The 15,698-nt window shown below is 28.7% G+C and carries 14 protein-coding genes and 1 riboswitch; of the genes, 1 reads left to right on the plus strand and 13 read right to left on the minus strand.

Annotated elements, in window-relative coordinates:
- Window position 1 precedes the first annotated feature (1 nt).
- Window positions 2-376 (minus strand): winged helix-turn-helix domain-containing protein, encoded by a 375-nt coding sequence (locus NWE74_RS04360; RefSeq protein ID WP_258242011.1) that lies wholly within the window; start codon window positions 374-376, stop codon window positions 2-4.
- A 126-nt stretch (window positions 377-502) separates the two neighbouring features.
- Entirely contained in the window at window positions 503-700 is a 198-nt protein-coding gene (locus NWE74_RS04365; protein ID WP_258242012.1) for a response regulator, read from the minus strand.
- Between the two features lie 253 nt (window positions 701-953).
- On the opposite strand from NWE74_RS04365, the gene NWE74_RS04370 reads away from it, so the two are divergent.
- Entirely contained in the window at window positions 954-1,802 is an 849-nt protein-coding gene (locus tag NWE74_RS04370; protein ID WP_258242013.1) for a DegV family protein, read from the plus strand.
- 34 nt (window positions 1,803-1,836) lie between these two features.
- Here NWE74_RS04370 and NWE74_RS04375 read toward each other — a convergent pair whose 3' ends face one another.
- From NWE74_RS04375 to NWE74_RS04425, 11 genes are all read right to left on the minus strand, one after another.
- Window positions 1,837-4,101 carry a xanthine dehydrogenase family protein molybdopterin-binding subunit gene (locus NWE74_RS04375; protein ID WP_258242014.1) on the minus strand — a complete coding sequence of 755 codons (2,265 nt, stop codon included), beginning with the start codon at window positions 4,099-4,101 and terminating at the stop codon, window positions 1,837-1,839.
- A 1-nt stretch (window position 4,102) separates the two neighbouring features.
- Window positions 4,103-4,552 carry a (2Fe-2S)-binding protein gene (locus NWE74_RS04380; RefSeq protein WP_258242015.1) on the minus strand — a complete coding sequence of 150 codons (450 nt, stop codon included), beginning with the start codon at window positions 4,550-4,552 and terminating at the stop codon, window positions 4,103-4,105.
- Complete coding sequence (locus NWE74_RS04385; RefSeq protein ID WP_258242016.1) at window positions 4,552-5,340, minus strand: FAD binding domain-containing protein; 789 nt, start codon at window positions 5,338-5,340, stop codon at window positions 4,552-4,554. Before NWE74_RS04385 ends, NWE74_RS04380 begins: the two co-directional genes overlap by 1 nt.
- A gap of 252 nt (window positions 5,341-5,592) precedes the next feature.
- Window positions 5,593-6,801, minus strand: coding sequence for a M20 family metallopeptidase (locus NWE74_RS04390; RefSeq protein ID WP_258242017.1), 1,209 nt, complete (start codon window positions 6,799-6,801; stop codon window positions 5,593-5,595).
- 120 nt (window positions 6,802-6,921) lie between these two features.
- Window positions 6,922-7,767, minus strand: a complete 846-nt coding sequence (locus tag NWE74_RS04395; protein WP_258242018.1) for a DegV family protein — start codon at window positions 7,765-7,767, stop codon at window positions 6,922-6,924.
- A gap of 245 nt (window positions 7,768-8,012) precedes the next feature.
- Entirely contained in the window at window positions 8,013-8,513 is a 501-nt protein-coding gene (locus NWE74_RS04400; RefSeq protein WP_258242019.1) for a peptide deformylase, read from the minus strand.
- 20 nt (window positions 8,514-8,533) lie between these two features.
- Window positions 8,534-8,635: riboswitch (purine riboswitch) on the minus strand.
- A gap of 8 nt (window positions 8,636-8,643) precedes the next feature.
- Window positions 8,644-9,948, minus strand: a complete 1,305-nt coding sequence (locus NWE74_RS04405) for an NCS2 family permease (protein WP_258242020.1) — start codon at window positions 9,946-9,948, stop codon at window positions 8,644-8,646.
- Window positions 9,949-10,192: 244 nt separating this feature from the next.
- Complete coding sequence (ade, locus tag NWE74_RS04410; protein ID WP_258242021.1) at window positions 10,193-11,905, minus strand: adenine deaminase; 1,713 nt, start codon at window positions 11,903-11,905, stop codon at window positions 10,193-10,195.
- 20 nt (window positions 11,906-11,925) lie between these two features.
- The gene (locus NWE74_RS04415; RefSeq protein WP_258242022.1) at window positions 11,926-14,064 is read right to left on the minus strand and encodes a xanthine dehydrogenase family protein molybdopterin-binding subunit; all 2,139 of its coding nucleotides are present in this window, start codon (window positions 14,062-14,064) and stop codon (window positions 11,926-11,928) included.
- Window positions 14,064-14,525: a (2Fe-2S)-binding protein gene (locus NWE74_RS04420; protein WP_334304161.1), complete on the minus strand. Its 462-nt coding sequence runs from the start codon at window positions 14,523-14,525 to the stop codon at window positions 14,064-14,066. The genes NWE74_RS04415 and NWE74_RS04420 overlap by 1 nt, the downstream gene beginning before the upstream one ends.
- Window position 14,526: 1 nt before the next feature.
- Window positions 14,527-15,387: an FAD binding domain-containing protein gene (locus NWE74_RS04425; protein WP_258242024.1), complete on the minus strand. Its 861-nt coding sequence runs from the start codon at window positions 15,385-15,387 to the stop codon at window positions 14,527-14,529.
- Window positions 15,388-15,698: the final 311 nt, after the last annotated feature.

Raw genomic sequence — 15,698 nt, forward strand, 5'->3', positions numbered from 1 at the left:
TTTATTCTCCTCCAAATTTATATCCAAATCCTCTTATTGTTTTTAATAAATATGCTTTTTCACCTAACTTATTTCTTAATCTGTTTATATGTGTATCTAAAGTCCTAGGATCTCCCAAATAATCATATCCCCAAACAATATCTAGTAAATTCTCTCTTTCAAAAAGTCTCCCCTTATTTTTTACAAATAAAACTATTAAGTCATATTCTTTTGGCTTTAGCTCTATATTTTCATTGTTAATAAACATTAATTTATTCTCTGTGTCTATCGAAATATCTTCATAATTTAATAAATTCTTTTTGTGGTTTTCATCTAAATTTTCTTTAATTTGATTTTGAATCTCTATTCTTTTTAATAAATTTTTAACTCTAGCCATTAAAAGTACTGGATTAAAAGGCTTATATATATACTCATCTGCACCAGAATCAAAACCAAATAATTCATCTGAGTCACTATCTTTTGCTGTTAGTATTAAAATAGGAATATCTGATTCCTTTCTTATTTATTTACATATATGCCATCCATCATATATAGGCATCATTATATCTAAAATTATTAGTGAAATTTTTTCTTTTTTAAAAATATCTAATGCTTCCTTACCATTTGTAGCTTGATATACATTATAATTATACCTTTTTAAAAAGTCAGATATTAATCTTAATATTCTCAAATCATCTTCTGCAACTAATATATTTAACATATCGCACTCCTTTTAATATAATTTAATTATATTAACAATATTTTTTTATTGAAATTTAAATACATATTGTATAGTGTATATAATTTATTTAATTATACATAAAATACCCTATCAATGTATATTAAATTATAGTTCATTCATATTTTACTTGACAATGATTTTAGTATATAATAGTATTATATTTTATTGTGATTGAAGTATTTTTGCAATTTTATTTTATATAAAAAATTGTACATATGGAAGGAGATTTAGTATGGGTATAAAAATTGTTACAGATAGTACATCTTATATACCACAAGAATACATTGACAAATATGATATTTCTATAGTTTCATTAAATGTATTTATGAACAATAAAAGTACTAGAGAGTTAGATATTAATAACCAATGTTTTTATAAAGAAATGGAAAAAATCGATGAAATACCAAAATCATCTCAACCAATTCCAGACGAGATGTTAAGTACTTTTGAATCTATAGTTAAAAATGGTGATTCTATAATAGGTATATTTTTATCATCTAGTATGAGCGGTACTTTTTCTAGTGCCAATTTAATAAAAGAAATGGTTCTGGAAAATTATCCAGATGCAGATATAACTTTAGTAGACTCTAAAACCAATTGTATGCAAATGGGATTCGCTGCTATAAAAGGTGCTCAAGCTGCTTCTGATGGGAAATCTAAAAACGATATAGTTGATACAGTTAACTATATATTAAACAATAGTAGATTTTTATTTTCACCGGAAACATTGGATTATTTAAAAAAGGGTGGAAGAATAGGTTCTGCATCTGCTCTTTTAGGAACTATACTTCAAATTAAACCTATTCTTACTGTTAAGGATGGTGAGACATCTGTTTTTACTAAGGTTAGAACTAGAAAGAAAGCTATAGACACAATAGTTAATGCTGTATTTGAAGATATTGAAAAAAATGGTCTTGGAGATGTAATAGTTCATCATATAAATTGTGAAGAAGAAGGATTAGCTCTTGCTAAAAGACTTGAAGAAAAGCTAAAAATACCTGTAAAAATACAATCTATAGGTCCTGTTATTGGACTTCATGTTGGTCCTGGAAGTATAGGTATTGCATATTATACTAAATAAAAAAGCTACCTATCATTAGGTAGCTTTTTTATTATTATTTATTCATCTCTATAAATATTTTTTCTGGAGTTATAGGCAAAGTGTTTATTCTAACACCAGTTCCATTAAACACAGATTCCTGTATTGCTGGAAGTGGTGTATTTAAAACAACCTCTCCAACCGACTTTGCACCAAATGGTCCTGTTGGCTCATGAGTTTCAACAAAATCTACTATTATATTACCTACATCACATCTAGCCGGTATTTTATATTGCATAAATGTATTTGTATCCATTTGCCCAGAGTCTGTGTATCTTACTTCTTCAAACATAGCCATACCTATTCCCTGAACTATTCCACCCTCAACTTGTATCTTAGCTAAATTTTTGTTTATGACAGTACCACAATCTACTACTGCTACATAATCTATTATTTCTACTTTTCCAGTTTCTTTATCTATTTCAGTTTCAACAAACCCTGCTATAAATGGTGGTGGCGAAACTGGGCTTCCGTGTGAAGCATATCCTACTAATTGGTTTTTCTGAGGTCCTACTGTAAAATCTACTGCAATTTCAAATAAAGATATATCCTCACTGTCTGTAAATACTCTTTCTCCATCGAATTCAACATACTCTTTATCTATATTAAGTCTCTCAGCACCAACCTTAATTATTTTTTCTCTTAATTCTGTAGCAGCTTTTACTACCGCCATACCTGTTACATATGTTGTTGAAGAAGCATATGATCCTGGATCGTACGGCACTACATCTGTATCAGCAGCTATCACTGTTATTTTATCCATAGTAGTTTCAAGTATTTCACATGCCATTTGAGCAAGAATAGTATCACTCCCTGTTCCCATATCAGTTGATCCTACTAATAATGTGTAGTTTCCATCATCATTTAATTTAATTTCTGCACTAGCAGTATCTATACCTGCTATTCCTGACCCTTGCATTGTAAGTGACATTCCAACACTTCTTACTTTACCATTTTCTAATTTTTTGCAAGGATATTTTTCATCCCATTTAATTAATTCTTTACCCTTTTGTATACATCTCTCTAAGTCTACTGAGTTTAATGTTTTATCATATGCAAATGAAGTTTCACCTTCTTTTACTATATTTTTAAGTCTTATCTCCGTTGGATCTATATTTAATTTACTAGCTAATACATTTATTGTTGATTCTACAGCAAAGCACCCTTGACTTGCTCCATATCCCCTAAATGCTCCTGCTGGCATTTTATTTGTGTACACTACATGACCTTTAAACCTAGATGCTTCTAGTTTATTGTACATTGGCATAGTTTTTTCACCAACTAATCCAAATGTAGTTGAAGCATGTTCACCATATGCACCTGTATCTGATATTGCATCTATATCTATAACTTTTATTATACCTTCTTTAGTAGACCCTATCTTTACATTTAATTTCATAGCATGTCTACTAGTTGAACAGTTTAATGTTTCTCTTCTATCATATATTATTTTTGCTGGTTTACCTGTTTTTAAAGTTACAATAGCCGAAAATATTTCAACACAAGCAGTTTGTTTACCACCAAATCCTCCACCTATTCTAGGTTTTATTACTCTTATTTTGCTTGATGGTATATTTAATGCTCTACTTAAATGACGCCTTACATGAAATGGTATTTGAGTTGAACTTACAACAACTAATCTTCCCATATGATCTAAGTAGTTGTATGATCTATATGTTTCCATCATTCCATGAAGTTGAGGCTGTGTATAGTAACTTTCTTCAACGACTATATCACATTCACTCATAACTTTATCAACATCACCCTTTGTGTAGTTATGAGTAGAAACTATATTTTTTTCTCTATTCATTCCTATATCAAAGTTGGTATGCCTATGAGTATCATGAACTAAGACTTCAGTTTCAGTTGATTTTTCAAAATTAAGTACAGGTTCTAAAACTTCATATTCAACCTTTATCATTCTCATTGCTTTAACAGCTGTTTTTTCATCTACAGCTGCAATTATTGCAACTTCATCACCAACATATCTTACTGTATCTTCAAGTATTAATCTATCATATGGTGATGGTTCTGGATAACTTTGACCTGCAAGTGTAAATCTTGTATCTGGTACATCCTTATAAGTAAGTACGCACTCAACGCCTTCTATCATTAAAGCTCTTTTGATATCTATATTTTTTATTTTAGCATGTGCATGAGGACTTCTAAGTATTTTTACTATCAAAGCATCCTTTGATGCTAAGTCGTCAGTATATACCGGCTTTCCTGTAGCAATTGCCATCCCATCTATTTTTGCTATACTTTTTCCTACTATGTTCATACTATTTTACCCCCAGATAAGTTTTAATAGCTCTTAGCTGTCCCATATATCCTGTACATCTACATAGATTTCCAGTTAGGTAATGTTTTATTTCTTCTTCTGTTGGATTTTCAAGTTCTTCTTTCATTGCGATTACCGTCATTATAAAACCAGGAGAACAGAATCCACATTGTTCAGCACCTTCACTTACTAATATCCTAGCAAACTCACTAGCTTCTTTTTCTATTCCCTCTATCGTAGTTATTTCTTTATTCAGTGCTCTTACTGTTAACATTGCGCATGATAGAACTGGTTTTTTATCTATCCATATAGAACATAGCCCACAACATCCTGTGTCACAACCTCTTTTAACACTTAGATTCCCTAATTTTCTTAATGTATCAACTAAATATTCTTCACAATCTATATCAACTTTTCTTTTTTTTCCATTTACTTTAAGTTCTACTAGCATTATATGACCTCCATTATAGCTCTTTTTATGAGTACCTTAGTCATAGCATATCGATACTCTTTAGTTGCTCTCATATTAGTTCCAAAAACTAATTCATCAACTGCTATTTGAGCTGCTTTATCTATGTTCTCTTCATTTATACTATTTTGAGATATAAATTCACTAGACTTTAAAGCAACTGTGGCTCTGTGAGGTCTTGCTCCAACGCATATTTTAAATATATCATCACATTTTGAAACTGATATGTTTATTAATGGATAGTCGCTCTTAGCATTTCTAAGTGATTTATATGATGATTTTTTCATATTTTTCTTTATATAAATTTTCGTTAAAAAATCTTTTTCATATTTTTTATTTAAAAACTCATCTAAAGAAATTCTTCCACCTTTACATAGTTCTACCTCAGTGTCTAAACATAATAGTGCTACTATTAAATCTGAGAACCCATATCTAGAAAATACGGTAGCTCCTATTGTTACAATACTTCTAAATTGTACGCCTATTATATCTTTTACTGAATTTTTTATTATACTTCCAAAGTTTTCTTCAAGTACTTTACTAGTTTCTAATTCTCTAAATGTAGTCATAGCACCTATTTCTACATAATTATTATCTTCTTTTATATAATCTAGGTTTAGGTTAGACAATTCTATTCCAGTTCCTATTCTTTTTTTACCCATTCTTAAAAAAGCACTACCACCGATTAATTGATTGTTTTTTCTTTTAGTTAAAACTTCGTATGCTTCTTCTACTGTAGTTGGCTGAACAATATCTATTAGCGTAAACATACTTCCTCCTAATATTTATTTATTTTCTTGATTATAACATAATCGTATATTTTAATTCAATAAAATACGCAATACGTATAAACATTTTATATTTTTTATCATTTTATGTACGTATTTTTCGATATTTTTTAATACTATATTATTTCATTCGCATTAAATATTCGTTTTTCTAATCTTTTATTTATCTATAAAAATAACCTTGAAAATAATTACTTTCAAGGTATTTTAACTTATAATACTGTATTTTCTATTTTATTTAGAACCAACTAACATTAAATACTCTTCTTTTATTTTAATTAATAATTTATTATCACAATATAACTCTAGTGCCGTTGTTGTCATAGATTTAATTGCCTTATTCAATAATTCATACGATTCATTTGAATTTGCATATTTTAAAAACTCTTTTTCATGAACATATACCATAGGATTAATATTTAAACTTAACTCAGTATACATAGTAGGACATACTTGGCTTACATTTCCAATATCTGTTGATCCAATAGGAGGATTATTACCTTCATAAAAATCTATTACTCCAATATCTTCTAGATTTGATTTCATAGTATTTTGAAAGCTTCTTACATTTATTATATTATCAAAAGGATTTTCAAAGTTTCTATAACTTAATTTAGCGCCTGTCATAAGTTCTGCACCTTTAGCACAATTAATAACCTTCTGAGTAACCTCTTCTAGGTAGCTTCTTTCACTTGCTCTTATATAAAATTGACAAATACTTTTTTCTGGTACTATATTTGCAGCCTGACCTCCATTAGTTATAATGCCATGTATTCTAACATCACTTTTTACATGTTGTCTTAAAGCATTTATTCCTGCAAACATTAAGTTAACTGCATCTAATGCATTTACACCTTTATGTGGATGAGATGCAGAGTGTGCTGCTAATCCTTCAAATTCAAATTCTATAGAATCCATTGCTAGAGATTTACAATTTACATTATTACATGACTCTATATGCATTTGAAATGCTGCATCTATATCATCAAATGCACCTGATCTTACTAAGTTATATTTATATCCAATTGTTTCTTCTGCCGGTGTTCCAATTAAAACAATTTTACCTTTAAAATGCTCTTTTAACTTACTAAGAACTACACATGCTCCTAGAGTTGATGCTGCTATCCAATTATGACCACATGCATGTGCTGGTTCATCATTATTTTCACCATAACCAGGTAATGCATCATATTCTGAAATAAATGCTATTGTCGGTCCTTCTTCATCTCCAAGTTCAGCTCTAAAGGCTGTATCTATATTACAATATGGAAAAATTGTTTTAAATCCATATTCATTCATTTTATCAACTATGTATTTAGAAGACTTATATTCTACTCCCCCAAGTTCTGGATTTTTAAATATATAATCATTTACTTCTTCAAATTCCTTAAATAATTCGTTTTCTATCTCATATGCCCTTAGCTTTAAATTTTGTAAATTCACTCTATCACCCCTTGTATTTTAATTTAAATATCTCTAGCTTATATTTTTAATATTATAATATATTTAAATAAAAAAGCACCTCATAAAGATTTTAATTTCTCTAAAGATGCTTTTTTATATCTATTTATCTAAACATGCTAGTCCAAATACACTTGGTCCAGAATGACAAGCAACACAAGACCCTATACGGAATGTATGTACATTTTTAGGCGATAATTCTTTTTTAGCGATTTCAATAAATTTATCACGTAATTCTAAATCATCTCCATATCCAACATAAATGTCTTTGCCTGAAAAATCTTCACCAATTTGTGATTTCAATTCTTCAATTAACTTTGGAATTATTTTTTTAGTTCCTCTAACTTGATTTACTTGATTTACTAAACCACCTTCAATTTTTAATATTGGTTTTATATTAAGTAATGTTCCTATAGCAGCTTTAGTTCCCGATATTCTTCCACCCTTGTGTAAATAATCTAGTGAATCTACTGAAAAATAAACATTTACTTTATTTTTATACTCTTCTAACTTATTTATTATATATTCTATATCATGCCCTTGTTCTACCATTTTAGCAGCTTCATATATAAGCATACCTCCACCTACAGATAAACTATATGTATCAAATATGTGAATATCTCCATCTATATCATTTTTTGCTATTGTAGCTGACTGATATATACCAGATGCCGTTGACGAACCTGCCATATATAATATTGTCTTACCTTCATTTACATATTTTTCAAATACTTCTTTATATGTAATATATGTTATTTGTGAAGTAGATGGAATACTTTCTGAATTTCTCAATAGTTTGTAAAAATCATCTGTATCTATATCTACACCCGCTTTATATTCTTTACCTTCAAATATTATTGTTGCTGGTAATATATCTACATCATATTTGTCCATAATTTTTTGAGGTAAATCATTCATTGTATCGCATATTATCTTAATATTACTCATTTTTATAGCTCCCTTTTACTGTTGTTATACTAAATCATCTTTTATAATAATACTATTTTAATGTTGTTTTTCATATTATTTTTCAATGTAAATTTTACTATTTATTATTAAATTAATATTATATTAATTATACCATAAGTTTTATTTTATACTAAAATATTTTTCAGCATTATCTTAATTGTTTTTATTTAAATAATAAAAATTTAAAATAGCTCTCGATTTAAGAGAGCTTTTTAGTCACATATTTATATGTTATAAAATTCTTTTTCACTTTTTAGATATAATGACTTATTATCTCTAGATCTCATTGTTGCTACTATTCCATCTAAATGATCATATTCATGTTGTAATAGTTCTGACAAATCCCCATCTAGCCTTAACTCCCAATCATTCCAATCAATATCTTTATATTTTACAATACATCTTTTATATCTTCGTACTTTAACTAATAGTTGTGGAAATGACATACAGTCATCTAGTACTTCCATAACTTCTCTATCTTCAAATATCAAAATTGGATTTATAAAAATTGTAGGCTTATCTATGTACATATATATTAATCTCTTTGCTACTCCTATTTGAGGTGCTGCTATTGCTCGTCCTACAAAATGTTTTTTTCTAAAATTAACTAAGGTGTCATATAAATCCGTTACTACATCTTTTATATATTCAAGTTCTTCTTTTTTTACTTTATCACTTTTTTCATATAGTTTAGGATTACCAAGTAATAATATATCTCTTATCATAAAATGCCTCCCCCTAAAAATTTTAGTTTTTGAATACCTGTAGCCAGACTATTTACGGTAGCCTTGTAGAAACATTTAGACCCTATTACTAAATATATACAGGTTATATTGAATAAAATTCAGTTTTAAATTATAAGAATATAAACTTACATATAAATAAAATACTTAAAACTATAAGGGATATATTTACTTTTTCTTTTTGCCCACATATGAATTTAAGAATCGTATAAGAAATTATACCAAATACTATACCTTCAGCTATGCTATATGCAAGTGGCATCATAACAAATGTTAAAAATGCTGGAATAGCATCTGTTGGATCTTTAAAGTTAATTTCAAGTACTGAACTTGCCATTAAAACTCCAACTAATATCAATACTGGTCCTGTTGCTTGTGGTGGTATGGCTGTAAATATCGGAGAGAAAAATAATGATGCTAAAAATAAAAATCCTGTTGTAACAGCTGTAAGACCTGTTCTTCCTCCTTCTGCTATACCTGCTGAACTTTCAACATAACAAGTTATTGTAGATGTACCTAACATAGCTCCTGCTGTTGTTGCTATTGCATCTGAAAGTAAAGCATCTTTAGCTCTAGGTAATGTTCCATCTTCATTTAATAAGTTACCCTTAGATGCAACACCCACTAGACATCCTACTGTATCAAACAAGTCAACAAATAAGAATGTAAATACTACTACTACCATATCTAAACTAAATATTTCTGATTTAGGAACTGTGAATGCCTTTAAAAATATTGGATCTAAAGATGGTATACTTGATACTAGAGCTTTTGGAAATTCTACTAATCCACAAAACATCCCTATCGCTGCTGTTACTATCATAGATAATAAAAATGCACCTTTTACATTTTTGCACATTAATACTGATGCCAATATAAGTCCCGCTATAGATAATAATACTAATGGAGCTTGCATACTTCCTAAAGTTAAGATAGCTCCACCAGGCTCTACTATACCTGTATTAACTAACCCTATAAATGTTATAAAAAGACCTATACCTACTGTAACTGCATGCTTTAAAAGAGGTGGTATGCAATTTATAATTTCTTCACGAATATTTGTAAGTGTTAAAAGTATAAATATTAACCCTTCAATAAAAACTGCACATAATGCAAATTGCCATGTATGACCCATCGCTATAACTACAGTATAAGTAAAAAATGCATTTAATCCCATACCTGGAGCCAACCCTATTGGATAATTAGCAAGCAATCCCATAATCATCGAGCCTATAAAAGCTGCTATAGCAGTTGCTACGAATACTGCGCCTTTGTCCATACCCGCATCTCCTAAAATATTAGCATTTACAACTAAAATATATGCCATAGTCATAAAAGTTGTAATTCCAGCTAATACTTCAGTTTTAACATTGGTATTGTGTTCTTTGAGCTTAAATTTTTTCTCTAAAAACTCCATATATGCACAACCTCCCTTTAAATTTATCCTAAAAGGCTTTTATCTTATATTCTAAAGATATATGCCTAAACTAGGGCAAGCTCTATAGCTTCAATGTTAAAAAATTTTAGTCATTTATTTAATTTTAATTGATCCTTAATATGAAAATTCAAGTTGATTCGTTTTATACTATAAATTATATGATTAGATTTTTATAAACTTAACTAAATGACTTGTACTTTATTTTGAATTTTTTGAATTTTTTTTATACTTTTATGAACTCAAATTTAATAACATCAAATAATCCTTTATCAGTTAACTTTATTTGAGGTATAACTGGAAGTGCTAGAAATGATAATGTCATAAATGGATCTATTTCTTTACTTACATTAAGTTCATTGTAAGCTAAATTTAACATTTTATTTAATTTATCATTAACATATTCAATACTTTTATCACTTACTATTCCGCCTATTGGAAGTGACAAACTATCTAATATCTTTCCATTAGATGAGATGGATATCCCTCCGCCTATTCTCTTAACTTCTTCTATAGCATTTAATATATCTTCATCATTATCTCCAATTACTATTATATTGTGTGAATCATGTGCTATTGTTGATGCTATTGATCCATTTTTTAATTTGAAATTTTCAACAAGTCCAAGCCCAATATTTCCTGTATTTTTATGTCTTTCAATAACTACTAATTTTAATATATCTAATTTTTCATTATTTTTAAATTCATTATTTTTAATATCAACCTTTCTAACTACTTTTTCTGTTACTAAGTTATGCGGAAGCAATCTAATAACATTTACTATATCACTTTCTAAAATAATTTTTAAATTCTCTTTATTAACTTCGCCTATATTAACAGTATCAATAACTTTAGATGTGTCAACTAACTTAGTTTCAAATAAAGCTTTTTTATTCTTCCCTACTAATTTTCCATTTTTATAAACTTCTTCAATATTAAAATCCTTTAAGTTGTCAACTATTAATAAGTCAGCTTTATATCCTGGAGATATTGCTCCTATAGATTTTAAATTATAGCAATTTGCTGCATTTATTGTTGCTATTTGTATTGCTGTTATTGGATCTATTCCATTTTTAATTGCCAATCTCACGTTATTATCAATGTGACCACTATTTAAAGTATCTTGAGGATGTCTATCATCTGTACAAAATAAACATCTTTGATAATTAAAACTATTTATACCTCTAACTAATTCTTCTAAATTTCTAGCAGCTGAGCCTTCTCTTATCATTACATACATCCCAAGTCTAATCCTATCTAGCATTTCTTCAACAGTTGAACATTCATGTTCAGTACACACTCCACTCACTACATAAGCATTTAGCTTTTCATCTTTTATATCTGGGCCATGACCGTCTATTAATTTATCGCTTTTATGTGCTAAATCTAACTTACTTATAACATCCTCATCTTTATATATAACCCCTGGATAATTCATCATTTCACCAAGCCCTAAAACTTTAGGATGATTTATAAATTTTGTTAATTCATCGGAGCTTAATACCGCTCCTGAATTTTCAAATTTTGTAGCTGGAACACAAGATGGAAGCATAATATAAACATCTAATGGTAAATTTTCACTAGAATTTATCATGTATTCTATACCATCTAACCCACAAACATTAGCTATTTCATGCGGATCTGCAATTACTGTAGTAGTACCTCTTGGAACTACTGCCTTTGCAAATTCTTGGGGTGTTACCATAGCTGATTCTATATGCAAATGTGAATCTATAAGACCTGGAACTATAAATTTCCCTTCTAAATCAATATTTTCTATACCATCATAACTTCCTACTCCAACTATAACTCCATTGTCTATTGCTACATCAGAATTTATAATTTCATGTGAAAATACATTTACTATTTTTGCATTTTTTAATACTAACTCAGCCTTTTTATTTTTCATAGCTAAGTCTATTAAATTTTTAGTGTTCATATATTCCTCCTTATATGAATTTAGCTATTTATAAGATTTATTATTTTATCAGGCGTTAATGGTATTTCATAAGCTCTTTTATCCAGCTTACTTGCAACAGCATTTAATATAGCAGGTGCTACATATACTATAACAGGCTCTCCTATTCCCTTAGCTCCAAATGGTGCACTACTTTCTTCATCTTCTACTATTATTTTTTTTAAATCTATTGTATCTAAAGAAGTTGGTATTAAATACTTAGATAACTTATTATTTTTTATATATCCATTTATAACATTTAGATTTTCAAATAAAGTATATCCCACTCCCATAGCAAATCCACCATCTATTTGACCTTCTATTAGCTGTGGATTTATGGCTTTGCCTACATCTTGAGCTACTACTGCTTTTAATAATTTAACTTCTCCTGTTTTTTCATTTATATCTACTTCCACACCGCATGCTCCAAAAGTATATGGCCAATAAGGATCTCCTATTCCCGTTTCTTCATCCATAGTAGTCGTATAAGCAGTAAATGATGCATGCTTAACAAGTTTATCTTCATCCATATTTTCGTATACTTCTCTTAAATCATATTTATTTATATTGTAAACTTTAGCTATTTCATCTCTTAATTTTTCACATGCTATCTTTATAGCATTGCCTGTATTATAAGTTTGGCGGCTAGCTGCAGCAGTTCCTGAATCTGGAGTTATAGATGTATCTTCATTTATAAAAATTACATCTTTTATATTTATTTTTAAGATTTCGGCTCCAATTTGACTCATTATAGTTTTAGCTCCTTGACCTACCTCTGTTGCACCCACATATATTTCTAATTTTCCATATTTATCTATTTTTACGGTTGCATTTGAAACATCTGGAAATCCATTTCCATAACCTGTTCCATAAAACATAATCCCTATACCACAGCCTTTTTTATTTATGTCTATGTGTTTTTTAACTTCTTTTATACATCTTTCTAGAGAAACACTTTCCTTTAGGATTTGATTGGTAGATGTTTTACTTCCTTTTCTAAAAATATTATTAAGTCTAAATTCAATAGGATCCATATTTAACTTTTGTGCTAATATATCCATTTGTTGTTCATAAGCAATCGGTACTTGAGTTGCTCCAAACCCTCTCATAGCCCCACTAAATGGATTATTTGTATAAACTGCATAGCTATCAACCCAAACATTTTCTATTTCATAAGGTCCAGTTGCATGCACACCAGCTTTTCTAAGTACATTTATAGCCCAAGACGCATAAGCACCTGTATCACCTATTATAGTTACTTTTATCGCTTTTAGCTTACCATCCTTAGTAACCCCTGTTTTATATTTCATTATCATAGAATGTCTCTTTGAGTGTGCTAAAAATGATTCTTCTCTAGTGTAAACTGTTTTTATTGGCCTTTTTAATTCTTTTGCTGCTAGTGCTAAATGTATTTGCATCATTATGTCTTCTCTCCCACCAAATGCTCCACCAACTGTACAATTTATAATTTTAACCTTATTGGGTTCTATTCCAAGTGCTTCAGATACTTCAATTACATCGTAATGAGGATATTGAGTTGATATATATAAAGTTATATTTCCATCTTCATCAATAGTAGAAACACCACTTTCTGGTTGTAAAAATACATGATCTACTTGTGGTACTTTATATTCATTTTCAACTATAATATCACATTCTTCAAACCCTTTATCAATATCTCCATTTCTAATCTTAAAATGATGAACTATATTACTTTCATTATCATGAACTTTTACTGAGTCGTTTTTCATTGCAATTTCTGGGTCAAACACACATTCAATTTCTTCATAGTCTATCCTTATATATTCTAATGCCATATTTGCAACTTCTTTAGATATTGCTACCACAAATGCAATTGGATCTCCGACTCTCCTAACTTTATTTTCACAAAATACTTGATGATCTTTTAATACAACCCCATGATAGTTATTTTTTATATCTTTTGCCGTAAATATTTTTATAACTCCTTCTAACTCTAAGGCTTTACTAATATCAACTTTTATATATGCATGTGGTTTCATTGATCTTAAAGTTGCTCCATAAAGCATATTATCTATATATATATCTTGTGGATATATTGCTTTTCCACTTACTTTATCATAAGCATCTACCCTTTTTACACTTTTACCTACTACATCCACTAATTATCTCCCCTTACCTTCGATGCATTATATATTGCATCTACAATCTTGCTGTAACCTGTACATCTGCACAAGTTTCCAGATATACTTTCCCTTATTTGCTCTTTTGTAGGATTTTGATTTTGGTCTAATATTACTTTTCCACTTAATATCATACCTGGAGTACAAAAACCACATTGTACTGCTCCAACATCTATAAAGGATTGTTTTAAGTATTCATCTTTTACACCTTCTATGGTTATTATTTTTTTATCTTGTACTTGAAATGCCATTACTAAACATGAGTTAACTATTTCTCCATCTATAATTACAGAGCAAGCCCCACACTCGCCCTCACCACAACCTTCTTTAGTTCCTGTTAGATTTAAGTTATCTCTAAGCACGTCTATTAATCGTGCATTTTCATTTATGCTCACATTATACAAAGTATCATTAATATTTAAATTAATGTTTTTCAACACTTCACCCTCTTAAATTTAATTTTATACACTCACTTATAGCACTTTCTACTACTCCTTTAACTGCATGAGATTTAAATTCAGCACTCTCTCTTCCTTGTAATTCCTTTTTAACGTTATTTTCTAACATATCTATTGCGATATTTATGTACTCATCTTTAACTTCTTTACCAATTAAGTAATCTTCTACATTATATGCTCTTCTAGCTATATTACTTAATGCACCTAAAGATATTCTAACTATTTCAAATTTATTATCTTTTATATCTAAAAAAACACCAGCAGATACTTTTGCGATTGCTAGTGATTTCCTAAAACCTAATTTTGAAAAAGTTACTATTTGGTCTTTTGTAGGTTTTTCAAATTCTATATAGGTTAATATTTCATTGTCTTTTATATCTACTTTATTTTTATCTAGTAATAAATTCTTTAAATGCACTTTCCTTTCATATGATTTTGTTTGTATGGTTACTACTGCATCTAATACTAATAGCGGTAATATAAGGTCTGCACTAGGTGAATTATTGCATATATTACCTCCAATAGTGCCTCTGCTTCTTATTTGTGGTGATCCTACTGACATAGCTGCTTTTTTTAACCCGTCTAAATTTCTATTAAGTGTTTCGTTATGTATTATTTGATTAAATGTTGTACATGCTCCTATCTTTATAATTCCTTTATCTTCTGATATTAGTTTCAATTCTTCTACATCTGATATATCAATTAAATTCTTTTTTTGTAATCTTTTATTCCTCATTTGAACAATTAAATCCGTTCCTCCCGCTATAATCATAGAGTCACTTTTAGTATCCAATAATTTTAATGTTTCTTCTAAAGTCTTAGCCTTATATACTTCTTCAATCATAAATTCCTCCACAACAAATTTAGTTTTTGTAAATACTTTAAGTTGATCATCTTTTGTCTAATTTAAATAACTTCAAATTTTAAAATATAATTCTAAAAATTTTATTAAAAACATATTATAAACGTTAAAATACCTTTCTTAAAACATATGAACCTTTTAAGCATTATAGTACTTTTTTATTTGAATTAATTACATTTTTGTAAAAGAATGTTACATTATTTAAAAACAAATAAGTTCGTTATTATACATACGTTCAACTCAAACTTCTTTTTTTTATAATCAAAAGTGTTATTTTATATTAATTTGTTGAT

Source organism: Romboutsia lituseburensis (assembly GCF_024723825.1).
GTDB lineage: Bacteria > Bacillota > Clostridia > Peptostreptococcales > Peptostreptococcaceae > Romboutsia_F > Romboutsia_F lituseburensis_A.